This is a genomic window from Psychroflexus halocasei (assembly GCF_900107595.1).
Taxonomy (GTDB): domain Bacteria; phylum Bacteroidota; class Bacteroidia; order Flavobacteriales; family Flavobacteriaceae; genus Psychroflexus; species Psychroflexus halocasei.
Map to the genome: position 1 here is coordinate 24,875 of NZ_FNQF01000004.1, position 25,188 is coordinate 50,062.

Annotated in this window: 19 protein-coding genes and 1 pseudogene; 11 read left to right on the plus strand and 9 right to left on the minus strand. The window is 32.9% G+C overall.

Annotated elements, in window-relative coordinates:
* Positions 1-253 precede the first annotated feature (253 nt).
* A complete protein-coding gene (gene uvrA / locus BLV84_RS05640) occupies positions 254-3,043 on the plus strand; it encodes an excinuclease ABC subunit UvrA (protein ID WP_093241248.1) in 2,790 nt (929 codons plus the stop codon).
* 29 nt (positions 3,044-3,072) lie between these two features.
* Here the strand turns inward: uvrA and BLV84_RS05645 are convergent, their stop codons facing one another.
* The 3 genes from BLV84_RS05645 to BLV84_RS05655 are packed head-to-tail and all read right to left on the minus strand — an operon-like array spanning position 3,073 to position 7,044.
* Positions 3,073-4,356 (minus strand): glycosyltransferase family protein, encoded by a 1,284-nt coding sequence (locus tag BLV84_RS05645; RefSeq protein ID WP_093241251.1) that lies wholly within the window; start codon positions 4,354-4,356, stop codon positions 3,073-3,075.
* Complete coding sequence (locus BLV84_RS05650; RefSeq protein WP_093241254.1) at positions 4,357-6,777, minus strand: YfhO family protein; 2,421 nt, start codon at positions 6,775-6,777, stop codon at positions 4,357-4,359. It lies immediately after the preceding gene.
* Positions 6,778-6,786: 9 nt separating this feature from the next.
* Entirely contained in the window at positions 6,787-7,044 is a 258-nt protein-coding gene (locus BLV84_RS05655; protein WP_093241257.1) for a DUF4834 family protein, read from the minus strand.
* A 107-nt stretch (positions 7,045-7,151) separates the two neighbouring features.
* On the opposite strand from BLV84_RS05655, the gene BLV84_RS05660 reads away from it, so the two are divergent.
* From BLV84_RS05660 to BLV84_RS05690, 7 genes are read left to right on the plus strand one after another with little or no spacing between them, the layout of a single operon-like run.
* Complete coding sequence (locus tag BLV84_RS05660) at positions 7,152-8,108, plus strand: transporter (protein ID WP_093241261.1); 957 nt, start codon at positions 7,152-7,154, stop codon at positions 8,106-8,108.
* 18 nt (positions 8,109-8,126) lie between these two features.
* Complete coding sequence (locus tag BLV84_RS05665) at positions 8,127-8,708, plus strand: DUF1599 domain-containing protein (protein WP_093241264.1); 582 nt, start codon at positions 8,127-8,129, stop codon at positions 8,706-8,708.
* On the plus strand, positions 8,698-9,789 hold the full coding sequence (locus BLV84_RS05670; protein ID WP_093241267.1) for a BT_3928 family protein: 1,092 nt from the start codon (positions 8,698-8,700) through the stop codon (positions 9,787-9,789). Before BLV84_RS05665 ends, BLV84_RS05670 begins: the two co-directional genes overlap by 11 nt.
* Before the next feature lie 15 nt (positions 9,790-9,804).
* A complete protein-coding gene (locus BLV84_RS05675; protein WP_093241270.1) occupies positions 9,805-10,872 on the plus strand; it encodes an ABC transporter permease in 1,068 nt (355 codons plus the stop codon).
* A gap of 18 nt (positions 10,873-10,890) precedes the next feature.
* Positions 10,891-11,643: a triose-phosphate isomerase gene (tpiA, locus tag BLV84_RS05680; protein WP_093241273.1), complete on the plus strand. Its 753-nt coding sequence runs from the start codon at positions 10,891-10,893 to the stop codon at positions 11,641-11,643.
* Entirely contained in the window at positions 11,640-12,467 is an 828-nt protein-coding gene (gene prmA, locus BLV84_RS05685; protein WP_093241276.1) for a 50S ribosomal protein L11 methyltransferase, read from the plus strand. Before tpiA ends, prmA begins: the two co-directional genes overlap by 4 nt.
* Positions 12,468-12,498: 31 nt before the next feature.
* Complete coding sequence (locus tag BLV84_RS05690; RefSeq protein WP_093241279.1) at positions 12,499-12,774, plus strand: ATP-dependent Clp protease adaptor ClpS; 276 nt, start codon at positions 12,499-12,501, stop codon at positions 12,772-12,774.
* 85 nt (positions 12,775-12,859) lie between these two features.
* Here the strand turns inward: BLV84_RS05690 and BLV84_RS05695 are convergent, their stop codons facing one another.
* The 4 genes from BLV84_RS05695 to gyrA all read right to left on the minus strand — a co-directional run bounded on the left by BLV84_RS05695 (position 12,860) and on the right by gyrA (position 17,935).
* Positions 12,860-13,063: a hypothetical protein gene (locus BLV84_RS05695; RefSeq protein WP_093241282.1), complete on the minus strand. Its 204-nt coding sequence runs from the start codon at positions 13,061-13,063 to the stop codon at positions 12,860-12,862.
* Between the two features lie 103 nt (positions 13,064-13,166).
* Positions 13,167-13,826, minus strand: a complete 660-nt coding sequence (locus BLV84_RS05700) for a class I SAM-dependent methyltransferase (RefSeq protein ID WP_093241285.1) — start codon at positions 13,824-13,826, stop codon at positions 13,167-13,169.
* Between the two features lie 265 nt (positions 13,827-14,091).
* Positions 14,092-15,357, minus strand: a complete 1,266-nt coding sequence (locus BLV84_RS05705; RefSeq protein ID WP_093242244.1) for a tetratricopeptide repeat protein — start codon at positions 15,355-15,357, stop codon at positions 14,092-14,094.
* 16 nt (positions 15,358-15,373) lie between these two features.
* Positions 15,374-17,935 carry a DNA gyrase subunit A gene (gene gyrA / locus BLV84_RS05710; protein WP_093241288.1) on the minus strand — a complete coding sequence of 854 codons (2,562 nt, stop codon included), beginning with the start codon at positions 17,933-17,935 and terminating at the stop codon, positions 15,374-15,376.
* Positions 17,936-18,144: 209 nt separating this feature from the next.
* On the opposite strand from gyrA, the gene BLV84_RS05715 reads away from it, so the two are divergent.
* Both BLV84_RS05715 and BLV84_RS05720 read left to right on the plus strand, forming a co-directional pair.
* Positions 18,145-20,706, plus strand: a complete 2,562-nt coding sequence (locus BLV84_RS05715; RefSeq protein ID WP_093241292.1) for an ATP-dependent Clp protease ATP-binding subunit — start codon at positions 18,145-18,147, stop codon at positions 20,704-20,706.
* Between the two features lie 144 nt (positions 20,707-20,850).
* Entirely contained in the window at positions 20,851-21,537 is a 687-nt protein-coding gene (locus tag BLV84_RS05720) for a phosphoadenylyl-sulfate reductase (RefSeq protein ID WP_093241295.1), read from the plus strand.
* A gap of 24 nt (positions 21,538-21,561) precedes the next feature.
* Here the strand turns inward: BLV84_RS05720 and BLV84_RS05725 are convergent, their stop codons facing one another.
* Positions 21,562-22,242 (minus strand): rhodanese-like domain-containing protein, encoded by a 681-nt coding sequence (locus tag BLV84_RS05725; protein WP_093241298.1) that lies wholly within the window; start codon positions 22,240-22,242, stop codon positions 21,562-21,564.
* A gap of 85 nt (positions 22,243-22,327) precedes the next feature.
* Complete coding sequence (gene yaaA, locus BLV84_RS05730) at positions 22,328-23,086, minus strand: peroxide stress protein YaaA (RefSeq protein ID WP_093241301.1); 759 nt, start codon at positions 23,084-23,086, stop codon at positions 22,328-22,330.
* Positions 23,087-23,303: 217 nt separating this feature from the next.
* Between yaaA and BLV84_RS12685 the strand changes: the two are divergent.
* Positions 23,304-25,061 (plus strand): annotated as a pseudogene (locus tag BLV84_RS12685) (AMP-binding protein); the annotation flags it as partial.
* Between the last annotated feature and the right edge of the window lie 127 nt (positions 25,062-25,188).

Genomic DNA, 25,188 nt, shown 5'->3' on the forward strand with positions numbered 1-25,188 from the left:
AAGAAATTTGTTTGTTAAAGTTGCTAATATATAAAGAATCATATAAGATTATACATGTTCTTAAAATTTTAACACTATTGGTTTAATTTCTTAGCTTTCTCACAAAATTTAAAAACTGCACAATAAATTAATTTAAGGCCTCTTTCATTTTTAAATGATAATATTGCTTAAATGAGGTTAAATTTTCTTGAAAATTACTGTAAACCTAAATAAAAATGGGCTTTATGGCTATATTTGTTTTAGAATATCTTTTATGAAAAATATCGACAAATTAAGTCCTAAAGACTACATTTTAATAAAATCCGCAGCTTTACATAACCTCAAATCTATCGATGTTGCTATACCACGTCATGAGCTTGTTGTCATTACTGGATTGTCTGGCTCCGGCAAGTCTTCCTTAGCTTTTGATACACTCTATGCTGAAGGTCAACGCCGTTATGTGGAAAGTTTGTCAGCTTATGCAAGACAATTTTTAGGTCGTTTACACAAACCAAAAGTTGATTACATTAAAGGGATTGCACCTGCAATTGCCATTGAACAGAAAGTTAACTCAACAAATCCAAGATCCACTGTTGGTACTTCAACTGAAATCTATGACTATTTAAAACTACTTTTTGCGAGAATCGGTGAGACCTTCTCTCCTATTTCTGGAGATAAAGTCAAGAAACACAATGTTTCTGATGTTATTGATTATGTGAAGTCATTTGATGAAAAATTAAAACTTCTTCTCATAGCGCCAATTACAGTTCACGAGAAAAGAACAGCCGCTGAGCAAATAAAAGTCTTACAACAGCAAGGTTTTAGCCGATTAAAAATTGATGGTAAAGTTCAACGTATTGATAAAATTGATTTAGAAAACTTAGCTGACGATGCGACTTTCGATTTAGTTGTTGACAGGATTGTAGTAAAACATGATGAAGATTTCCTCAATCGTTTAGCCGATGCCATTCAAAATGCATTTTATGAAGGTAAAGGTGAAGTTTTTATTGAAGAAATGACTTCTGGTAGTTCAAAAATTTTTAATAATAAATTTGAACTTGATGGCATGACTTTTACAGAACCGAATGAACATTTTTTCAGCTTCAATAATCCGCTTGGGGCTTGTCCGCAATGTGATGGTTATGGTGATGTCATCGATATTGATGAAGACTTAGTCATTCCAAATACGGGTTTAAGTGTATACGAAAATGCCATCGCTCCTTGGAATGGTGAGAAGTTAAGTAAGTATAAAAAAGATTTGATTAAGAATGCACATTATTTTGATTTCCCTGTTCACCGACCTTACTTTGAATTAACAGATGAGCAGAAAGATTTAGTTTGGAATGGCAACTCTTACTTCAAAGGCATCACACCTTTCTTCAATAAAATAGAATCTAAATCTTACAAAATACAGAATCGTGTTTTACTTTCTCGTTACCGTGGCAAAACAAAATGTAAGCTTTGTCAAGGAAAACGCTTAAAGCCAGAAACAAATTATGTCAAATTAAACGGTCAGAATATTTCTAACTTAGTCGATTTACCCATTGATGAATTACGTGATTTTTTTAAAAAATTAAAGTTAAACGAGCATCAAGAAGATGTTGCAAAACGCATTTTAAAAGAAATAAATTCTCGTCTAACTTTTTTGCATGATGTTGGTTTAGATTATTTGACTTTAAACAGGAAATCAAACTCACTTTCTGGAGGTGAGTCACAAAGAATTAATTTAGCAACCTCACTTGGAAGTAGTTTGGTTGGTTCGATGTACATTCTCGATGAGCCTTCAATTGGTTTACATTCTCAAGATAATGAAAAGTTGATAAAAGTGCTTAAAAATTTACGTGATTTAGGAAATACTGTGATTGTCGTGGAACATGACGAGGATATCATGAAAGCTGCGGATTATATTATTGATATCGGTCCAGAAGCTGGAACTCACGGTGGTGAAGTTGTTGCTGAAGGAAATTATAAAAAGATTCTCAAATCAGATTCTTTGACTTCTCATTATTTGAACGGAAAATTAGAAATTGAAGTGCCTCAAAAAAGAAGGACATCCAGAAAAAGTATCATTATCAAAGGAGCAAGAGAAAATAATTTAAAAAACATTGATGTGACAGTTCCTTTAGATTGTTTTACGGTCATTACTGGTGTTTCTGGAAGCGGGAAAAGTACTTTAGTCAAGAATATTTTATACCCAGCCATGATTAAAGCCAACGGCGGCTATGGTTCTAAAACTGGTCAGTTTGATGGTTTAGAAGGCAATTTCAAACATATCACACAAGTTGAGTATGTTGACCAAAACCCAATTGGTCGTTCTTCACGCTCTAATCCTGTCACGTATATTAAAGCTTATGATGATATTCGTAATTTATTTGCGAGTCAAAAATTAGCCAAAATTAGAAATTTTCAAGCAAAGCACTTTAGTTTTAACGTTGATGCTGGACGTTGTGAAACTTGTAAAGGTGAAGGCGAAGTTACTATTGAAATGCAATTTATGGCGGATGTGCATTTAGAATGTGAAGCTTGTAAAGGTAAAAGATTTAAAAAAGAAGTTTTAGAGGTCAAATTTGCAGATAAAAATATTGACGATATTCTTAATATGACTATTGAGGATGCCATTGTTTTTTTAAATGAAAATGATGAAGAGAAGGTGGCCAGGAAACTTCAACCACTTTTAGATGTCGGTTTAGGTTATGTCAAATTAGGTCAAAGCTCTTCTACCCTTTCTGGTGGTGAAGCGCAACGTATCAAGTTAGCTGCTTTTTTAACTAAAAGTCAAACGAAAAACAAAACACTTTTCATTTTTGATGAACCAACAACTGGTTTACATTTTCATGATATCAAAAAATTACTGAAATCTTTTAACGCATTGATTGAAAAAGGACATTCAGTTATTGTAATCGAACATAATATGGATTTAATCAAATGCGCAGATCACATTATAGATCTTGGACCAACAGGAGGAATAAAAGGCGGACATATAGTCGCAGAAGGAACCCCAGAAGAAATAATCAAGGTTAAAGAGTCTTTAACTGGAAAATTTTTAAAAGAGAAGTTGAGTTGATTTACTTAACATTAAGACGTTTTAAACAATTATTTTAAAATAACTTCAGATAGTTTTTTTGTCAAACTCTGTCTGCTGTATTGAGTGATATTATTGGGCTGCACTTTTAGTTTACCATTTAAAAAAGATTTGAAATAGCTAAGAATTAATGCTTTCAAATTCTCTTTGCTATTATAGTCAATACAGTGTCCTGTTTGCGTTTCTTCAATAATTTTTTCAACATCCCAATGTTTAGGTCCAATCGCTAAGATAGGTCTTCCAGTTCGTAAATATTCAAAGACTTTTCCAGGGATAATACCACGGGTTTCTTCTGAATTAATTTCTATTAATAAAAGAACTTGTGAGCTATGTTGAAAATTTAAAGCCGTTTGATGATCGACATAACCCGTAAGATTGAGATACTCTTTAAGTCCATTTTTATAAATAGAATCAATGATTTGTTCGCTGACATTACCAACCAAACGCAACTCAAAGAAAGATTTGAAATGCTCAACTTCTTGAATCAATTCTGACAAAGCTTGCCATAAAATTTCAGGATTTCTTTGACTCATTAAAGAACCTATATGAGAAAGCGTGAAATTTTCATCGAGCTCGACTTCAACAGGATCAGCTTCATCAAAACCATTTGTAATTAGATGAATTGGCTTAGACGTTTTTATTTCAAATTCATTTTTAGTTTCAAAACTTGTCACCAAAATATCGTCTGCTGAATTGAGTATTTCTTTTTCTAAATCAAGATGTTTCTGAGCTGAACTTTCGCTTAATTTTAAATCTTTATGATAACCAATATTTGTCCATGGATCTCGAAAATCTGCAATCCAATGCAATTGAGGGAATTTACTTTTTAATTTATGTCCAATTAAATGTAAACTATGTGGTGGTCCCGTTGTAATAACACAATCAATTTCTTGAGAATCAATAATTTTTGAAATCGCTTTAAATGATGGATTAATCCAAAACTTTCGTGCATCTGGAATAAAAAAATTACCTCTGACATATAACATTAAACGCTGAAGTCTAGATTGTTTTTCTTTAGATTTTATGATGCCTTTACTCAATGAATTCGATTCTTTTTTTGAAAATAATTGAGCTAAAGTATAAGGTTCAAATATTGACTTTTCAATGATTTCTAAACCGTTAGGGACTTCATTTAAAAGAGAGCGATCTGAAGTTGGGTAGCTCGGATTTTTAGGTTTAAAAACGACTGGTTCAATACCGTATTCTGGTAAATATTTTGAAAATTTCAACCAGCGTTGCACACCTGGTCCACCAGCTGGAGGCCAATAATAAGTAATTATGAGGGCTTTCTTCATTTAGTTAGTTCTCTTTTTTCTTTGAAAAAACAAGCCTGCCAAAAGTAAGATAAAAATACCATAACTCGCTAAAGTAATTGTGTTTCCTCGAGAAATGACTTGAGGTTCAAATTTGAAAGTAATTTGATGCTCACCTTCAGGAAGTTCCAAGCCTCTAAGCACATAATCAACAGCAAAATGATCGATCTTCTCACCGTCTAAATAAGCTTGCCAACCTTTTGGATAATATAATTCAGAAAAAATAGCTAAACGTTTTGAGTTTAATTTATATTCATAAGTCAATTCATTGAGTGTATAACTTGTCAACTCAATTTGATCTCCAAATTGTGGCTGATAATTTTTCTTAGAAATTTGCTGTTTGTACTTGTTTTCAACAATTGCAGTTCTTGCTAAATCAACTGTGTCGAGACTTTTAATAACCTCGTTGGCATTTTTGACAAAGTTTACTTTTTCTGCAAACCATGCATTTCCAAATGCTGATTCATTTTGTTGAATTCGCACACCTTCTTCTGTATTAACTATCAAATATTTGACGTTGAGCATATTTAAAACAGCCTGATTTCCTTCAAAAATATGAAAATCGAAAAGGTCTTGAACTCTTCCTGGTTTTGCAGCATGATAGCCGCCAATTGAATTATGAAAATATGATGCTCTTGCAGAATTTAAAGGACTTCCGCTTAAATCAAAAACACGATAGTGGGATTTATCTTTCATAATTTCAAGATCGTATGGTTGAGCTTGAAAAGGTTGTTTCATTTGAACTTGTGCAACAAAATCATCGTCGTTAACATAGTTTCTGTTGATCGGAATTAAATCGACTAAAACCAAAATTCCTAAACCTAGGATTACAAGATTTTTCTTTACTTTTTCTTGTAAATACAGCCATAAAATCCCTGCTGCGACGAGAACAATTGCTAAAGATCTTAAGGCATCATTGACCAACATATCTTGTCTGTCAATTTTTAGAGCTCGAACAAATTTTGCTCCTAATTGCTGAATTAATTGTGCATCACGTGGTGATGAAAAATCAAATAATACATTCTTAAACAGAATAAATATCAGTGCTAATCCTCCTAAAATACCAGCCGAGTAATAAAGTGCTTTTTCTTTCTCTTTTTTCGATTTTTGAGAACTAAAAAATGCAGCTAAACCAACAACACCCAATACTGGAGCAACAAATTCGATAAGTGTTTGTATAGACGAAACCGCCCTGAATTTATCATAAAGAGGAACGTAATTGATAAAGAACTTAGTTACAAAAGCAAAATTACCGCCCCAGGATAAAACTAAACTTAAAATAACACCGCCAATAATCCATTTTTTAGTTTTAGAATTCACTAAGAAAAGCGCCAAAACAAAAAGGAAAATTATACTTGCACCAATATAAGCTGGCGCGCCTATAAATGTTTGATCGCCCCAATATGTCGGTGCGTTTTCAACAAAACCTAACGCTTGCGTGGGTGACGCACCCAACTGAATTAATTCTTTATAAGATTCTGATGATGAATCTAAAGTTTCAGAACTTGAGCCACCCATAAATCTTGGTATGAATAAGTTGAAACTTTCTAAAATACCATAACTGTATTCTGTAATGTATTCATAACTTAAAGCTGAGGATGCTTTAGGTCTTCCATCAGGGTTAATCGTTAAGCCTGTATCGCCTCTTGTACTAAACTTCGTATATTCTTGTGTCGCCAAAATATTCGTAGAATTCACGCCAATCGCTAATAAAACAGGAATAAGCATCAAGCCAATCGCTGAAAAGTATTGTTTAAGCTCTTTCTTTTTATATGCATCAACTAAATAAACAATTCCAATAACAAGAACCAGTAAAAATAAATAATAAGTCATCTGGAAATGATTGGCTACCAACTCCAATGACATCCCTAAAAACAAAGTGATAAATCCGAGTATTTTCCTTTTCTGAAAAAGCAATAATATCCCGCTAATCACAACCGGAAAATAAGCAATCGCATGTGCTTTAGCATTGTGACCAACACCAAGGATAATAATAAGGTAAGTTGAAAACCCAAAAGCCAATGAACCTAATATTGCAAGTCTATAATCTATCTTCAATGTCAAGAAAAGAATGTAAATCCCAATAAAATAAAGGAAAAGATAATCTGCTGGTCGCGGTAAAAAGCGTAAACCTCTATCAATAGATTTAATGAAGTGATAAGGATAATCAGCACCGAGTTGATAAGTTGGCATTCCGCCAAATGCAGCATCTGTCCAGTAGCTTTCCTCTCCTGTTTCTGCCTTGAAGTCTTTATGTTGTTTTGACATGCCAATATATTGCGCAATATCACTTTGGTAGATAATTTTGTTACTTAAAACAGGACTGAAATATAGAACAGCAACAAGCATAAAACCAAGAACAACAAGTCCATGCTTAGCTAACTGAGGTAATTTTTTCTTCATAATTAAAGTTTATTCAATCTCTTCGTAATCAATATATTCACCAACCTTCTTATCGTTGGTTCGACGTGATGATTTATCATCATTAATAATATTTTGATCACTTTTTTGGTGAGGTCTTGATTGTTGCTGATTGTTGAATTGATTCTCAAATTTATTTTGAACCTTCTTCATGAAAAATTTAAAAATGTAGGGTGCTGCCCACTTAAGAAGTATCCGAAGAGCAAAAAATACGAGAAGTATGATTAATAAGGTTTCTAAAAAATCCATAGAGTTGCTTAAAAATTCAATCTACAAATGTATTGATTCGTTGTTTTAAAAAGTAGTCGAGTCTTATAAAATATTGATAATTTCAATTATATTTGAAAAAAACACGAATGCGGAAAATAATTTTTGTTGCTTTAAGCATTATCGCTGTGCAATTTGCGCAAGCTCAATATACTGAAACAATTAATACCAACCGACCAGGATCTTCACAAGGTGCCTTCTCTCCTGGGAATGGAGTGATTCAGGCAGAAGTTGGTGGTTTTTACAATAATGATAAACACAATTTACTCGATACAAAAACAGAGTCGTTTGGTTTTGATTACCAATTAAGATATGGTTTTGTTTTAGAAAGATTAGAGCTTGTTCTTGATGGCGTTTATGAATCTGCAGAGCTTACATACCCTCAAGGTTCATCAACAGAAAGTACAAGTTATTCTAATTTTAGATCGAACACAATTGGTGCTAAGTATTTGGTGTTCGACCCCTATTTAAGAAGTTTAAAAAAGAAAGAAAAACCTAATTACATCAGTTGGAAGAAAAACAATACCCTGCAATGGAGTGATTTAATTCCTGCTGTTTCAGCTTACGCTGGTTTAAATTTTTCATTTGGTGATAATCCATTTTTGTATGAAGATGAACCTTCATACTCTCCTAAAGTCGGTGTGATTACTCAACACAATTATAGACGTTGGGTGTTGGTTTCTAACTTTTATGCAGACAAAATCTCCACCGATTATAGTTCGTACGCAGGAATCTTCACACTAACTCATTCGTTGGGTGGCCGCTATGCTTTATTTGGAGAGTTTCAAACAATTATTGGCGATTATTACAGTGATGAGATTTTTAGAGGAGGAATGGCTTATTTATTAACCAAGCAACTTCAGTTTGATATTTCTGCTTTTACCAATTTTAAAAATACACCAACCCGTTGGGGAATCAACTTTGGAGTTTCATATCGCATTGATCAGTTTAGAAAAGAAGAAAGAATTTATCTTGATAACGATAAAGATAAAAAGCCTAAAAAGGATGATGATTTCAAATTAGAAGAAAAAGAGGAAGAAGAATAAAAGACCAGCATTTACATAATGAAAAACAATCAAGTGAATCAATTTTCAGAATTAAATACTTCAGCGCAATACGATAAAATTACGGAAGAGTCTAGAGCACTCTTTCTTCAAAAAATGAAAGATTACGGATGTGCTTGGCGCATCTTAAGATTACCATCTTTGACAGATCAAATTTTTATCAAAGCGCAACGCATCAGAAGCCTTCAAGTCAATAAAGTTTCAAAAGTTAATGAAGCACAAGATGCTGAATTTATCGGCATCATTAACTATTCAATCATGGCTTTAATTCAATATTACAAAGGAGTTGTCAATCAGCCAGATATGGAACATGAAGAAGCGATAAAACTTTATGATAAATACTTGCTTGAATCTAAAAATTTAATGCTTGATAAAAATCATGATTATGGAGAAGCTTGGCGAGATATGCGTGTCAGTTCACTGACAGATTTAATACTACAAAAATTACATCGCGTCAAGCAAATCGAAAATAATAGTGGTAAAACACTCGTCAGTGAAGGGATTGATGCGAATTATCAGGATATGATTAATTACGCGGTCTTTGCTTTGATTCATCTCAAAATTCAAAAAAATGCAAAATAAAATTACACAAATAGCGAGATTTTTAGTCGGTATCGTCTTTATCTTCAGCGGATTAGTAAAATTGAACGACCCAATTGGTTTTGGTTTTAAACTAGAAGAATATTTTAGTTCAGGCGTTCTCAACCTTCCCTTTTTAGAGCCTTATGCTTTACTCATCGCTATATTTGTAGTGATTTTAGAAGTCTTACTCGGTGTTGCTCTCATTATTGGTTATGCAAAAACTGTCACGAAATGGACACTTGTTTTGATGATGATTTTCTTCACTTTCCTGACATTCTATTCTGCCTATTTCAACAAAGTAACGGATTGTGGTTGTTTTGGAGATGCGATCCCTTTAACACCTTGGCAATCATTTTATAAAGATATTATTTTGAGTTTCTTGATTATGATTATCTTTTTTAATTCTAGATATATCAAGCCTCTTTTTGCAAAAGCTTCTTTAAAATGGATAGTTTTTGTCGCAACAATTTTATGCTTTTATTTAGGTTATCATGTTTTAATCAATCTTCCTGTTGTTGATTTTAGAGCTTATAAAACTGGCGTTAACATTCAAGAAGATATGAGTATTCCTGAAGGTGCTCAAGAGCCTGTTACTCTTTTTCAGTGGGAATTTATAGTTGATGGTGAGAAAAAGATTTATGAAACAAATGGCGCTTATCCTGAAGTTGATGGCGAATTCGTTAATGTCACCACAGAAATTATCGATGAAGGTTATGTCCCTCCTATTCAAGATTTCACTTTGATGAAAAATGGAGAAGACAAAACTAAAGAGTTATTGAATGAAGAAAAATTATTGATGATCCCTGCTTACAATCTTAGTCGATCAGAGAATCAAGCTTGGCCAGCTATCAAAAAAGTTATCGAGAAGGCAAAAGCTGAAAATTATCGCATTATTGGTGTCAGTGCTTCAGGAAGTGAATCAATCTCTGAGTTAGAAAAAAATCATGAAATCGATTTAGATTTTTATGTTTGTGATGAAACTACAATTAAAGCCATTGTAAGATCTAATCCAGGTATAGTTGTGATTAAAAACGGTGTTATTCAACAAAAATTACATTGGCAAAATGCTGATGAGTTTTAATATAGCAACGATTAAATGAAAAATTTTGCTGTCAAAACTGCTTATGCAATTCTCACCTTATTTGGTGTCGTGACAGCTATTTTTATACTTTTTAATGTCTTGCCTGGCGACCCAACTAAAATGATGTTGGGACAAACGCAAACCCAAGAACAAGTTGAACAACTTAGACATAAATATGGTTTTGATCAGCCAACTCATCAACAATATCTTTATTATTTAAATGATTTATCGATTTTGTCATTACATTCTAAAGATGAAAATGATTATACTTATATCGGTGACAAATCAGTTTCTTATCTGTCACTTTTTGAAATGGAAACATCTCAATTTGTTTTGAAATTCCCATATCTCAGACAATCATTTCAAAAACAAAATAAACCTGTCACTGCAATTATTCAGGAAACATTGCCAAATACAGCTATTTTGGCAATCACAGCAATTACAATTGCATTGATCATTGGTATGACGCTAGGTATGATTTCAGCTTTAAATGAAAACCGTGCAATTGATAAAGGCATTCAAGTGATCAGTACCTTTGGAATGAGTCTCCCTTCTTTTTTTAGTGCGATTTTGTTCGCATGGATTTTCGGGTTTGTTCTTGAAAAATACACCAATCTTAATATGACAGGAAACCTCTATGAACTAGATGATTTTGGTGAAGAAAGACAGCTCGTCCTCAAAAATTTGATCTTACCAGCTTTTGTTTTAGGAATCCGTCCTTTGGCTGTTGTTATTCAATTGATGCGGAACTCTGTTTTAGAGGAACTCTCTAAAGACTATGTGAGAACAGCGAGAGCAAAAGGCTTAAAAATAAATTATATTTTAAGGAAACATGTTTTTAAAAACGCATTAAATCCTGTTGTTACTGCAATTTCAGGATGGTTTGCTTCTATGTTAGCAGGTGCAGTTTTTGTGGAATACATATTTGGTTGGAACGGGCTAGGGAAAGAAATTGTTGACGCACTAAACACACTTGATTTACCAGTGATTATGGGTGCTGTACTTGTAATTTCATCAATATTTATTATGATAAATATTTTAGTTGATGTCATATATCGTATTTTAGACCCTAAAGTGATTTAAATTTTAAAAAATTATATAATGAGAAAGAATATTGTTGCGGGAAATTGGAAAATGAATGCAAATGCAAATGCTGCTTCTGAATTGATTAAAAATCTTAAAAAATCTGATTTTTCAGAAACAACAGAAGTCATTATTGCACCAAGCTATACTAACTTAGCTATAGCAAATGAATTGATAACAGGAAGCTCTATTGAATTGAGTTCTCAAAACATGCATGAATCAGATCGAGGTGCTTTTACCGGTGAAGTTTCTGCTGAAATGCTTAAAAGTGTTGGTGTGACTTATGTGATTCTTGGACATAGTGAACGTCGAGCAATTTATAAAGAAAGTTCAGAATTGCTCAAATCTAAAGTAGATCAAGCTTTAAAAAATGATTTAAAACCTATTTTTTGTGTTGGTGAAGAATTGAAAGATAGAAAAGATGAAAATCATTTTAAAGTTGTGAAAAATCAACTTTCTGAAAGTCTATTTCATTTATCTTCTGAACAAATGAAAAATATTGTCCTTGCATATGAACCAGTTTGGGCTATTGGAACCGGTGAAACAGCATCGCCAGAGCAAGCACAAGAAATGCATGCGTATATCAGAAAATTATTGTCAGATCAATTTTCTTCTGAAATAGCAAATGGGATTTCAATTCTATATGGCGGAAGTGTAAAACCAGGAAATGCCAAAGATATCTTTGCAAATAAAGATGTTGATGGTGGTCTTATTGGCGGCGCAGCTTTAAAAGCAGAAGACTTTACAGCAATTATAAATAGTTTTGAATGAAGTATAAAGCTTACCACTTTACAATAAATCCACTAGAGCCAGCAAGAGAAATCTTGTTGGCTGAACTTGGTCAGTTGGGTTTTGAAAGTTTTGAAGATAAAGAAGATGGCTTATCAGCTTACATTCAGGAAGATCAAGTTAGAGATGATATTCTCTCCGACATTTATGTTTTGAATCAAGATGAATTTGAAATTGATTACCGTACAGAGGATGTTGAAGAACAGAATTGGAATGCTGTTTGGGAATCAAGTTTTGACCCAATTCGTGTTGGTGATCAATGTATGGTCAGAGCTGAGTTTCATCAAGCTGAAAAGGTGGATTATGATATCGTCATTACGCCTAAAATGTCTTTTGGGACAGGGCATCACGCCACAACTTACATGATTCTTAAGTTTATATTGGAAGATGATTTTCAAAATAAAGTTTGTTTAGATATGGGTTGCGGAACTGGTGTTTTAGGAATTTTAGCTTTGATGAAAAATGCTAAAAAAGCAGACTTTATTGATATTGATGATTGGTGTATTGATAATACAAAAGAAAATCTACAAAAAAACAAATTATCTGGACAATGCTTTCTAGGTGGCGCTGATCAAATCAAGGATTCTTATGATGTTATTTTTGCAAACATCAACAGAAATATTCTTTTAAACGACATGTCAACATACGTGAAACACCTAAATAAAGGTGGCGATATTTACTTTAGTGGATTTTATGATGAAGATTTTGATCAAATCATCAATGCTGCTGCTGATCTAGGTTTAGAATATGTTAAACACAATTTAAAAGATAAGTGGGTTGCCGCAAAATTCAAACATTCATTATAAATTTGTATTTTTCGTTTTGAAATAATTGAAAATGAGTACTAAAGAGAAAACACAAAAGAAAACGGTGGTTAAAACTCAGGAAGTCACTGAGAATGAAATTGTTGTTTTTAATGATGATTACAACACGTTCGATCACGTTATTGAAACATTGATTGCAACATGTGACCACTCACCTACTCAAGCTGAGCAGTGCACAATCATCATTCACTATAAAGGTAAATGTGGCGTTAAGTCTGGGAGTTACGAAGAACTGAAACCACGTTGCTTAGAAATATTAGACGCTGGTATTTCAGCAGAGATAATCTAAACTATTTATATTATAAAAACAGCGAAGATTAAGCATAATCTTCGCTGTTTTTTATTTTATTTGAATTAAATCAAGATTAATTGATTTAATCAATTTCGTCAATTTTCTCGTCAATTTCTTTATTGACTTTGTCATCAACTTTTTTAGCGGCACGTTCTAAAGCACCTTCATTTTCAGGAGCTTCTTTTTCAACCTCTTTAATAACAGTTTTTTCTTCTTTCTTTTCTGTACAAGAGGTAAAAGAAACCGTCAATGCTAAAAGACTTAGTGTTAAAATTGCTTTTTTCATGATATTGATATTTAATTAGATTTTATGCTAATGTATTGCTTTCAATGTAAATTGAATAAAATAGATCATTTATTAATAAAAAATTTAGATTTGTTAAAAATGACTAAATCTGATATAATTTAGTGACTAAACATCCTTTTTGGTTTTCTAAAACTATGTTTGATAAAAGTTTTTCAGATTTAACCTTAAAGTTAAAAGGACTCTCTAAAATATCGATACCACTGTTTTTCTTAAGACGAATTCCTTGTCCCGATATAATATCTTTATTTGGAGTAAAACTGCCATGAGGTAAATGTTCAGTCAAAATCAGATACTTATATTGATAAAGTTTATCAAGAATAGATTTGATTTCAGAGTTAGAAAGATGTTGCAAAACTTGCCTCAGAATCGCACAATCAGCTTCAGGTAATTCATTTTTAGCGATATCTAAACACTCAAATTTTACATTCAAATTTTTATATTTTTTTTTGTTAAACTCAATTAAGCTTGGTACAATATCAACAGCCTTATAATTTTTTGTGTGTTTGACAAGCTGTCGTCCCACATTAAAATCCCCGCAACCTAAATCACAGACTTGGATTGGGCTTTCAAAAGAAGTTAAAATGGAAATGACAGCCTCCATATATGGATTAAGGATTAAAGGATGATGAGAACCTTCTCCTGAATAAAAATCAACATTGCCTCCCCATAAATTTTTCTCATAAATCTGAATCATCGCTTCTTTAGTTGGCCATGGTTTCTTGTCTGTTCTATCTTTTTTCATTTCAAAATAGTTTCATCTTAAATAACGAATATAAACTTAGAATTTGATATAAGTAATTTTAAATCTTATCATTTAATTCAAGCATTCTATAAACCTTTATGAACTCTAGGTATTAAATCTCGTTACATTACGGGAACACCAATCTTATTGCGCTTTAACTTATATTGTATCATTTAAACCACTCAGAAAAAATTAAACTATAAGCATAAAAAAAGAGCAGTGTAATAACTGCTCTTTAAGTATAATTCTAAAAAAAAATTAAATCTTATTTACGAATCTCATCAATTCTAGATTTGATTTCTTCTGCTTTTTCATCCTTACCGAGTTGAAAATAGATGTTCATCATTGTCTGCATCGCACCGATATTCTGTGGGTTGATTTCAATAGCTTTTTCTAAATAAGGCAAAGCATCAGAATAGTATTGCTTTTTCTCCTCATTTAGTTTTTGATACTTTTTGTTATCAGCTTTTGAAGTCCCTAAAGAATTCATTTCTTCTACAATTTCACGTTCTTTAGAAAGTGTAGTTGTCGCCATATTAATATATGCATTCTCCATTTCAGGATTTAACTCTATAGCTTGTTTATAATATTTTTGAGCTGTTTTGACGTCTCCTAACTGCTCAGCACTCACACCTAAATTATAGAGTAAATCTGCGTTATCAGGATCTTGCTCAACAGCTTTTTTCATTAACTCGCTATATTTTTCAAGGTTTCCTAAACGATAATGAAGGTCAGCTTCAGCTTGAATAATTGCAATATCATTTGGATTTTCTTTTTTTGCTTCTTCAATTGCTATTAAAGCTTCATCTGTTTTCTCTTGTTGAATATAGATCAATGAAATATTTTTTGCTATTTCACCTCTAACAGATTCTGTTACATCGTCTTTTGGATTCGTGTATTGATCAGATTTTACTGAAAAGTCTCTTTCCTCTTTAGAATTAAAAGTAACTTCTTCACCAGACTCAACATCAGTTGCAATGTAGTTTGTGCGAACACCTGTATATTCTAAATCCATTAAACGCTTATAGTAAGTTAAAGCTTCGTCATAGTCGCGTGCGTTAACAGCAGATGAAGCAGCGTAATACAGATACATTGTATCCTGTTCATTCATTTCATAAGACTTGTAGAGCTTGTCAGCTGCAAGAGAATTTTCTCCCTTTTTCTGATCATCAATAGCTGAATTTACCAGATTGTCTTTAAGATTTGAAATTCCAATATTGGCATCTTCAACATCTCTACCAAGTTTAATAACCTCTTCATAAGAGTTTACAGCAGTATCAATATCACTCATCATATCTTGAGAGTTACCACTAAATGCACGCATTGAATGAGATTGTCCTTGTGCTAAATAAAATCTGGATAACCATTTCTCATTAAGATCAGATTTTAATTTTTTTGCAGTTTTTAAGTAACTAATTGCACTTGAGAAATCCTCATTTTCGATTGCATCTTGAGCATCTTTAATCTCTGATTTTTGTGCAAATAAACTAGTTGTAGCTAAGAGAGCTAAACTGAAAATTGTCTTCTTCATAATTTTTCTTTGTTTCTTAGTTTTCTTCATTTTTATCAGCTGAATCAACATTATCGTCATTCAGATTTTCATCAGCTTGGTTTTCAACATTCTCATCAATTTCGATGTCTTCATCTTTATCTTGGTTAACGATTTTGGCTACTGCAGCAATAGAATCATCATCTTTTAAATTAATTAATTTGACGCCTTGCGCTGCTCTACCCATGACACGAAGATCTGAAACTGACATTCTAATTGCGACACCTGATTTTTTAATAATCATTAAATCATCATCATCCTTAACAGATTTAATAGCAACTAAATCACCTGTTTTTTCAGAGATAGAAATCGTTTTTACACCTTTACCTCCTCTGTTGGTAATTCTGTAAACAGCCTCTCCATCTTCGTCATCTATAAATGTTCGTTTCCCATATCCATTTTCAGAGACAACTAAAATTGTTTCATCCTGAGGATCGTTGATTGGAACCATACCGATAACTTCATCATTATCATTTGCAAGTTTTATGCCACGAACACCAGAAGCGTTTCGTCCCATTGGTCTCGTTTTATCTTCTTCAAAACGAATAGCCTTACCGCTTCTTACAGCAAGCATAACATCACTATCTCCGGTGGTTAAAGTCGCTGAGAGTAACTCATCACCTTCTTTAATAGTGATCGCATTAATTCCGTTACTTCTAGGTCTAGAATATTGTTCTAAAACAGTCTTCTTAACTTGACCTTTTTTGGTTGCCATTAAAACAAAATGATTATTGATGTATTCTTCATCAGTGAGATCTTGAACACATATAAAAGCATTAATTCTATCATCAGGATCAATGCTAATTAAATTTTGAATTGCGCGGCCTTTTGAAGTTTTGCTACCTTCTGGAATTTCATAAACACGCATCCAGAAACATTTACCATTTTGCGTAAAGAATAACATGTATTGATGATTTGTTCCAGCAAACATATATTCTAAAAAGTCCTCATCACGAGTCGTTGAGGCTTTTTGGCCGACGCCTCCTCTATTTTGAATTTTATATTCTGTTAATGGTGTACGTTTAATATAGCCAGCGTGAGATATTGTAATAATCACACTTTCATCTGGAATCATATCTTCAATACTAACGTCTCCTCCAGCTAGGTTGATTTCAGAACGTCTTTCATCTCCATACTTTTCTTTTATTTCTAAAAGCTCATTTTTAATGATTTCCATTCTGCGTTCCTCACTGCCCAAAATATCTTTTAAGTCAGCGATGGTTTCCATCAACTCATCGTATTCAGTTCTTAACTTATCTTGCTCAAGGCCAGTCAATTGACGCAAACGCATTTCAACGATTGCTTTTGCTTGAATTTCTGAAAGCTCAAATCTATCGATTAACTTCTGTCTCGCTTCATCTGCATTTTTAGAACCTCTAATTAAAGCAATCACTTCATCGATATTATCTGAAGCAATAATTAAACCTTCTAAAATATGAGCGCGCTCTTCTGCTTTTCGTAAAAGATATTTTGTACGTCTAATAACGACATCATGTCTGTGATCAACAAAATGAACAATTAAGTCTTTTAAATTTAACTGTTCAGGTTTTCCATTAACTAAAGCAATGTTATTAACGCTAAAAGAAGATTGTAATGCTGTATGCTTAAATAAAGTGTTCAAAACAACATTAGGAACCGCATCACGCTTTAAAAAGTAAACGACACGCATTCCATGTCTATCTGATTCGTCACGGATTAACGAAATACCATCAATTTTTTTCTCATTGACTAAGTCGGCAGTTTTCTTAATCATGTCAGCTTTATTGACTTGATAAGGAATTTCTGTAACGACAATACATTCTTTACCTTTAACCTCTTCAAAGGTTGCTTTAGCACGCATTACAACACGGCCTCGACCTGTTTTGAAAGCTTCTCTTACGCCATCGTAACCATAAATAACACCACCAGTAGGAAAATCTGGCGCTTTGATATGCTGCATCAAACCTTCAACCTCAATCTCTCTATCATCGATATAGGCAATTGTACCATCAATTACCTCTGAAAGGTTGTGTGGCGCCATATTCGTTGCCATACCAACAGCAATACCACTTGCGCCATTCACCAATAAATTTGGAACTCGCGTTGGTAAAACGGTTGGTTCTTCTAAAGTATCATCAAAGTTAAGTGAGAAATCAACTGTTTCTTTTTCAATATCAGATAACATTTCTTCACTAATCTTCTGCATTCTAGCTTCAGTATAACGCATTGCTGCAGGACTATCACCATCAACGGAACCAAAGTTACCTTGGCCATCAACTAACTGATATCTCAAACTCCAACTTTGTGCCATCCGCACCATCGTGTCGTAAACAGAGGTATCACCGTGTGGGTGATATTTACCTAAAACCTCTCCGACAATTCTGGCAGATTTTTTATGTGCTCTATTTGACAATACACCTAATTCATGCATACCAAATAAAACTCTTCTATGCACAGGTTTCAAACCATCCCTAGCATCTGGAAGCGCTCTTGAAACAATAACAGACATTGAATAATCAATGTAAGCAGATTTCATTTCGTCTTCTATGTTGATGGGGATTAACTGTTCTCCTTCAGCCATATATAAAAATTTATTAAATTAAATTTGAAAGCTGCTAATTTACATAAATTATTGACTAAATTAGCATGAATACACATCAAATAAAACCTTGTGATAAGGATTTTTTAAAGGCTGACAAAATTTCATGTTTCGTTAAATTTGCTATTAAATATGGCTTTTACACAATAAGGTATTATAATTGATATATTAAAACCAAAATTAATTAGGTTATGGATGACAATTTTTCTCCAAAGGTGAAGGAAGTTATTGCCTCAAGCAAAGAAGAAGCGCTTCGCTTAGGTCATGATTTCATCGGTACAGAACATTTAATGCTAGGTTTGCTGAAAGATTCTTCAAGCAAAGCGATCAATATATTAGGAACTCTACAAATCGATTTAGAGCATCTCAAAAGAAAAGTTGAGATACTCAATCCTTCTGATCATGAAAATACAGCATTTAGCAATGAAAAGAAAAATTTGCACTTAACGCGTCAAGCTGAACGTGCATTGAAAACTACTTTTCTTGAAGCTAAATTGTTTCAAAGCTCTTTGATCAACACGGCACATTTATTATTGTGTATTTTAAGAAACGAAAACGATCCGACAACAAAACTTCTCAATAAATACAAAGTTGATTACGAGAATGTAAAAGAGGAATTTAAAACGATGTTGACTCAAGATGGGGATTATATAGACATGAATGACGATGAGACATTTAAATCTGAATCACCACAAGCTGATGATGAAACAAGTAAAAACCCTTTTTCAGGAAGTGTTTCTTCTAAAAAATCTAAAACTTCTAAAAAATCTAAAACTCCAGTTTTAGATAATTTCGGACGCGATTTAACTGAAATGGCTGGAGAAGGTAAACTTGACCCTGTTGTTGGTCGAGAGAAAGAAATCGAACGTGTTTCTCAAATTTTAAGTCGTCGTAAAAAGAATAATCCTCTTTTAATCGGTGAGCCTGGTGTTGGTAAATCAGCAATTGCTGAAGGTCTTGCACTCAGAATTATCAGTAGAAAAGTTTCGCGAATTTTATATGATAAGCGAGTTGTAACTCTTGATTTAGCAAGCCTCGTAGCTGGTACTAAATATAGAGGACAATTCGAGGAGCGCATGAAAGCCGTCATGAATGAACTTGAAAAAAATGATGATATTATTCTTTTCATTGATGAAATACATACCATTGTTGGTGCCGGCGGCGCAACAGGAAGCTTAGACGCGAGCAATATGTTTAAACCTGCTTTAGCACGTGGTGAAATACAATGTATTGGTGCAACAACACTTGATGAATACAGACAACATATTGAAAAAGATGGTGCTTTAGAGCGTCGTTTTCAAAAAATTATTGTTGAACCTACAACGATCGAAGAAACTATTGAAATTCTTCATAACATTAAAGAAAAATATGAAGATCACCACAATGTTTTATATTCTGATGAAGCCATTGAAGCTTGTGTGAAATTAACGAATCGCTATATGTCTGATCGTTTTCTTCCAGACAAAGCTATCGATGCTTTAGATGAAGCTGGAAGTCGTGTTCATATTACTAATATGAATGTCCCTGAGCGTCTAATCAAGATTGAAAAAGAACTTGAGGAAATCAGAAAAGAAAAAAATTCTGTTGTCAAAAAGCAAAAATATGAGGAAGCGGCTCGATTAAGAGATAATGAAAAAACACTTGAGCAAAACTTAAAAGAAGCACAAGAAGAATGGGAACGCGAATCAAAAGAAAATAAGATTAACGTTAATGATGAAAATATCGCTGATGTTGTTTCCATGATGACTGGCATTCCTGTTAATAGAATTGCTAAAACTGAAAGCAATAAACTAGCCGAATTACCAAATACCATCAAAGGTAAAGTAATTGGTCAAGAAGAGGCTGTCAATAAAGTTGTGAGAGCGATACAAAGAAATCGCGCAGGACTTAAAAACCCTAACCGACCAATTGGTTCGTTTTTCTTTTTAGGACAAACTGGTGTTGGTAAAACGCAACTTGCAAAAGTACTGGCAAGAGAGTTATTTGACAATGAAGATTCATTGATCAGACTTGATATGAGTGAATACATGGAGAAATTCGCAACTTCAAGATTAATCGGTGCACCTCCAGGATACATCGGTTATGAAGAAGGTGGACAATTAACTGAAAAAATCAGACGCAAACCTTATGCAGTTGTTCTTCTTGATGAAATTGAAAAAGCACATCCAGATGTTTTCAATATGTTATTACAAGTTTTAGATGATGGATATTTAACAGATAGTTTAGGTCGTAAAGTTGATTTTAGGAATACAATTATCATCATGACATCTAACGTGGGTGCAAGAAAACTCAAAGATTTTGGAACTGGTGTTGGTTTTGGAACAAAGGCTCAACAAAGCCAAAAAGATGAAAATAACCGAAAAGTGATTGAAGGTGCTCTTAAAAAAGCCTTCTCACCAGAATTTTTGAACAGAGTTGATGATGTTATTATATTTAATGCGCTTGAAAAAGAAGACATTGAAAAGATTATTCTTATCGAACTAGAACAATTATTTGAACGCATTGCAAATATTGGATATCACTTGAAATTAACTGATGAAGCAATAGCTTTTATTGCCGGTAAGGGTTATGATAGACAGTATGGCGCAAGGCCTTTAAACAGAGCTATTCAAAAATACATAGAAGATGCATTAGCTGAAAAAATTGTCAATTCTGATATAGATGAAGGTGATTCCATTTTAATGGATCACATCAAAGATGATGATAAATTGAGCATCAAAATCACAAAATTATCTCAAGAATTAGATTCTTAATATACAGATTACTTGTTCACAGGTTTAAATAAAATTGACCTGTGAACTATTTAGTTTTAATTAAGATAGTTTTATCCTAAATAATATTTGTTTTTTATTTTCGAAGTAAAAAGTATTTATATTTTTGCCATTATATTCAAATTCATGATTATAGACGAAAAAAGAAAATTTACAACAACTGATGTTGATGAATTAAATAATAAGTATAGAAAACTAAGTGTTTGCCAACGTATTGAAACTCTCTATCAAGACTTTGACATCAGTGAAGTGATGTTAACAAGCTCTTTTGCTGCTACATCTGCTTTTCTTTTAAAAATATTTTCTGACATTAATAAAAATCAAGTTGTTTATTTTATTGATACAGGGTATCATTTTGAAGATACGCTTAAATATAAAGCACAGCTCACCGAAAAATACGGACTTAACGTAAAATCGATTAGTGCTATTAAAGAAGAGCATGAATTCACGACCCAAGATGAAACTTGGAAGAAAAATCCGGACTTTTGTTGCTCAATTAATAAAGTGAAGCCTTTAGAGAGAATTAAAGAGCACTACAATGTTTGGGTTTCTGGTTTGATGAAATGGCAAAGTGATCACAGAGAAACTCTGGACATTTTTGAAGTTAGAAATGGAATTTTGAAGTTTTATCCACTTTTAGATATCACAAAAGAGGAACGAGACGCATTCATTGAAAAATACCAACTTCCCTTTCATCCTTTAGTTGCCAAAGGCTATCACTCAATAGGATGTTCACATTGTACAGTTCCTGGTAAAGATCGAAGCGGACGATGGAATAACAATCCTAAAACTGAATGTGGGTTACACTTATAGAATCTCAGTAGAATTAATGATTTTTTATTTCTGAAAATTGGTTGGACATCTATAAGGTGTCAATTCAATATCATGCTCAATAATCTCACTAAAACCTCCTTCAACATCCTTAACATTATCAAATCCTTTTATTTTTAATAATGATGCAGCAATCATACTTCTATAACCGCCTTGACAATAAAGGATACAAGGTTCTTTTTCAAAGCTCTGCTTCTGCTCTATCATATCATCTAAAGAAATGTTTTCAGCATTTTTAACATGCTGTGAATAGTACTCAGCTTTGTGTCTCACATCGACAACTTTTTTATTTTCAAGACATGCTTTTGAAAATTCATCAACATTAAGTCTTTCTATTGAGTCAGTCTTTTTACTTGAGTTTTCCCACGATTGAAACCCTCCATCTAAATAACCTAAAATATTATGATAATCTAATTCATTTAGTAGAGTTAAACATTGCGAAAGACAAGATTCATCACAAACTAAAACTATTTTTGTTTTTCTATCAGGAAAAATACGTGTCATCCAAGGTGCAAAATTATTACCTATACCTAAATTTAAACTATTTGGGATAAAAGACACCCTAAAAATTTCAGGATCTCTCGTGTCCAAAACATAAACATTATTACTTGATGTTTGACTTGCGAAATCTTCAACTGAAAGCGCTTTTAAATTTAGTTTTTTGGCTTCAACTTGCGTGTTTAACATAATTAAAAACTTATATTTTGAATTGCGAATTTAGAGAAGTTATTTAAATGTTCTAATGTCTTTAATCATATTTGTTTAATATTATTTAACGAATAAAAACAGGTTCTGCATCTTTTTTGGTTTCATCGGCAGTGAATTTATAGCCGTTCATATTAAAGTTTTTAATTCCTTCTAAATCATCAACTTTATTTTTAATAATATGATTTACCATTTGTCCTCTCGCTTTTTTCGCATAAAAACTAATGACTTTGAGTTTACCGTTTTTAAAATCTTTAAATACAGGAGAAATCAATCTCGACTTAAATTTCTTCTTATCAATAGCTTTGAAATACTCTTGACTCGCAAGATTTACGAGTAATTCATCTTCTTTCATTTCGTCCTCAAGTGCTGAAGTTAATTTTTCTTTCCAATACTCATGAAGATTTTTGTTTTCATCTACCTTAAGTTTTGTACCCATCTCTAACCTGTAAGGTGAAATGACATCAAAAGGCCTCAGCATGCCGTACATTCCTGAAAGAATACGAAGTTTGTCTTGCAAATCTTCATATTCGTCTTTTTTAAAAGATTGTATATCTAACCCATCATAAACATCACCATCAAACATAAATATGGCTGCTCTATCATCTTCCGTCTTTCCTGATTTTTTATCTTGATAGCGATCATAATTTAGCGCAGTTAATTTGTCGCTTATGCTCATCAATTCTGAAATTTCTTTTTTAGACATTTCTGCTAAAATATGATTTAGTTTATCAGCTTCTTTAGAAAATTGTTGTTTTGAATTATAACGTTTATCGTAATCTGTTTCTAAATCAAGTGATTTAGCTGGTGATATTAAAATTTTCATTGCAATAATTTTTAGTAAAAATAAGGATTTAAAGCCTATTTCAATAGAAATAAAATCGATTTAGTTAATTTTTATAATTTTCAACAAAATAAAAATATTTTAACAAAAATGACAATAGGTTTGTTTAGTTATTTTTAAGTTTAAATATATATTTGAGTATAATCTAATCAGATTTTAGATTATCACTTATACAATCACTTACCACAATATAACTTTTATGAATTACGAAAAAGAATACAAAAAAAGTATTGCTAATCCTTCACAATTTTGGTTAGATCAAGCAAGCAAAATCAAATGGTTAAAGCCTCCTCAAAAAGGCATAGAACAATCTGATGATGGCATGTATCATTGGTTTGCTGATGGAAAAACAAACATGAGCTACCTCTGCATCGATCAACATATTGAAGATGGTTACGGTGATGAAGTTGCTCTGATTTACGATTCTGCAGTCAGACAAAACATCATCAAATACACTTATAATGATCTCAAAAAAGAAGTTGAAAAACTGGCAGGTGGTCTTAAGAGTTTGGGGCTTAAAAAAGGAGACACCTCTGTCATCTATATGCCCATGATTCCACACGCCATTTTTAGCATGTTAGCTTGTGCAAGACTCGGCATCACTCATTCTGTTGTTTTTGGCGGTTTTGCTCCAAAAGAATTGGCTTTGCGAATTGATGATATCAAACCTAAAGTTCTCTTAACAGCAACTTCTGGGATTGAGGTTGATAGAATTATTCCTTATAAACCAATGGTTGATGAAGCTATTAAAATGGCTAAACACAAGCCAGATAACGTCATTATTCATAACCGAAAATTAGGTGCTGAAAACCCTCAACAAAGTTATGATATAGATTATGATACTTTTGTGGAAAAATCAGAGCCTGAAACATATTTACCGCTTAATTCTGATCACCCACTTTACGTCTTATACACTTCTGGCACAACAGGTTCGCCTAAAGGAATTATGAGGGATACTGGTGGTTATGCTGTAGCTTTAAAATATTCAATGACAAATGTCTACGATGCTAAACCTGATGAAACATTTTGGGCTGCATCTGATATTGGTTGGGCTGTTGGACATAGCTTTACGACTTATGCACCATTAATCAATAGGACGAAAACCGTTTTATATGAAGGTAAGCCTGTCAAAACGCCTGATGCTGGTGCTTTTTGGCGTGTTATTGAAGAGCATCAAGTTAATGTCATGTTTGTTGCACCAACAGCTTTTCGAGCAATTAAACGCGAAGATCCTGAAGGAAAATTGATTAAAAAATATGACATTAGCTCATTAAAATATCAATTTCTTGCTGGTGAGCGTTGCGATGAGCAAACCTTGAATTGGACAAAAAAACATTTAAAAGTTCCTGTTGTTGATCATTGGTGGCAAACTGAATCTGGTTGGCCAATTATTTCAAATTTCATGAACTCAGATCAACCTATTGATCAACCTGTCTCATCTGTCGGTCGTCCTGTTCCTGGCTATCAAGTCGATATTTTAGATGAAGATGGTGAACTGGTTTCTGAAAATACTGAAGGCTACGTTTCCATTAAACTTCCGCTTCCTCCTGGTTTTATGAGTGGTTTATGGGGTTCAATTGAACGTTATCGTGCAGGTTACTTAAACAGGTTTCCTGAATATTATTTTTCTGGTGACGGTGGTTATAAAGATGACAAAGGAAATATATTTATCACTGGTCGTATAGATGATGTGATTAATGTTTCTGGTCACAGATTATCAACTGCTGCACTTGAAGAAGCCATCGCAAGCCATGATGTTATTTCTGAATGTGCAGTTATAGGGATGGAAGATAACCTGAAAGGCCAAGTTCCACTAGCTCTTGTTGTTCCCAAAATTGGCGAAGAAAGCTATGAACACTTTAAGTTAGAATCTGAAATTATTCAAATGGTTCGTGATAAAGTTGGCGCAGTTGCTTCATTAAAAAATGTGATTGTTGTTGATCGTTTGCCAAAAACAAGAAGTGGTAAAATTCTTAGAAAAACAATCCGTAAAATTGTTGATGGCAAAAAATACAGCATCCCTTCTACCATTGAAGATCCGATGGTGATTAATGATATCATCGAAACTTTTGAGAAAGAAAAAG

Excerpts from the sequence above, each read along its gene's own strand:
- uvrA (WP_093241248.1), top strand. The coding sequence starts at position 254 with ATGAAAAATATCGACAAATTAAGTCCTAAAGACTACATTTTAATAAAA.
- BLV84_RS05645 (WP_093241251.1), bottom strand. The coding sequence starts at position 4,356 with ATGAAGAAAGCCCTCATAATTACTTATTATTGGCCTCCAGCTGGTGGA.
- BLV84_RS05650 (WP_093241254.1), bottom strand. The coding sequence starts at position 6,777 with ATGAAGAAAAAATTACCTCAGTTAGCTAAGCATGGACTTGTTGTTCTT.
- BLV84_RS05655 (WP_093241257.1), bottom strand. The coding sequence starts at position 7,044 with ATGGATTTTTTAGAAACCTTATTAATCATACTTCTCGTATTTTTTGCT.
- BLV84_RS05660 (WP_093241261.1), top strand. The coding sequence starts at position 7,152 with ATGCGGAAAATAATTTTTGTTGCTTTAAGCATTATCGCTGTGCAATTT.
- BLV84_RS05665 (WP_093241264.1), top strand. The coding sequence starts at position 8,127 with ATGAAAAACAATCAAGTGAATCAATTTTCAGAATTAAATACTTCAGCG.
- BLV84_RS05670 (WP_093241267.1), top strand. The coding sequence starts at position 8,698 with ATGCAAAATAAAATTACACAAATAGCGAGATTTTTAGTCGGTATCGTC.
- BLV84_RS05675 (WP_093241270.1), top strand. The coding sequence starts at position 9,805 with ATGAAAAATTTTGCTGTCAAAACTGCTTATGCAATTCTCACCTTATTT.
- tpiA (WP_093241273.1), top strand. The coding sequence starts at position 10,891 with ATGAGAAAGAATATTGTTGCGGGAAATTGGAAAATGAATGCAAATGCA.
- prmA (WP_093241276.1), top strand. The coding sequence starts at position 11,640 with ATGAAGTATAAAGCTTACCACTTTACAATAAATCCACTAGAGCCAGCA.
- BLV84_RS05690 (WP_093241279.1), top strand. The coding sequence starts at position 12,499 with ATGAGTACTAAAGAGAAAACACAAAAGAAAACGGTGGTTAAAACTCAG.
- BLV84_RS05695 (WP_093241282.1), bottom strand. The coding sequence starts at position 13,063 with ATGAAAAAAGCAATTTTAACACTAAGTCTTTTAGCATTGACGGTTTCT.
- BLV84_RS05700 (WP_093241285.1), bottom strand. The coding sequence starts at position 13,826 with ATGAAAAAAGATAGAACAGACAAGAAACCATGGCCAACTAAAGAAGCG.
- BLV84_RS05705 (WP_093242244.1), bottom strand. The coding sequence starts at position 15,357 with ATGAAGAAGACAATTTTCAGTTTAGCTCTCTTAGCTACAACTAGTTTA.
- gyrA (WP_093241288.1), bottom strand. The coding sequence starts at position 17,935 with ATGGCTGAAGGAGAACAGTTAATCCCCATCAACATAGAAGACGAAATG.
- BLV84_RS05715 (WP_093241292.1), top strand. The coding sequence starts at position 18,145 with ATGGATGACAATTTTTCTCCAAAGGTGAAGGAAGTTATTGCCTCAAGC.
- BLV84_RS05720 (WP_093241295.1), top strand. The coding sequence starts at position 20,851 with ATGATTATAGACGAAAAAAGAAAATTTACAACAACTGATGTTGATGAA.
- BLV84_RS05725 (WP_093241298.1), bottom strand. The coding sequence starts at position 22,242 with ATGTTAAACACGCAAGTTGAAGCCAAAAAACTAAATTTAAAAGCGCTT.
- yaaA (WP_093241301.1), bottom strand. The coding sequence starts at position 23,086 with ATGAAAATTTTAATATCACCAGCTAAATCACTTGATTTAGAAACAGAT.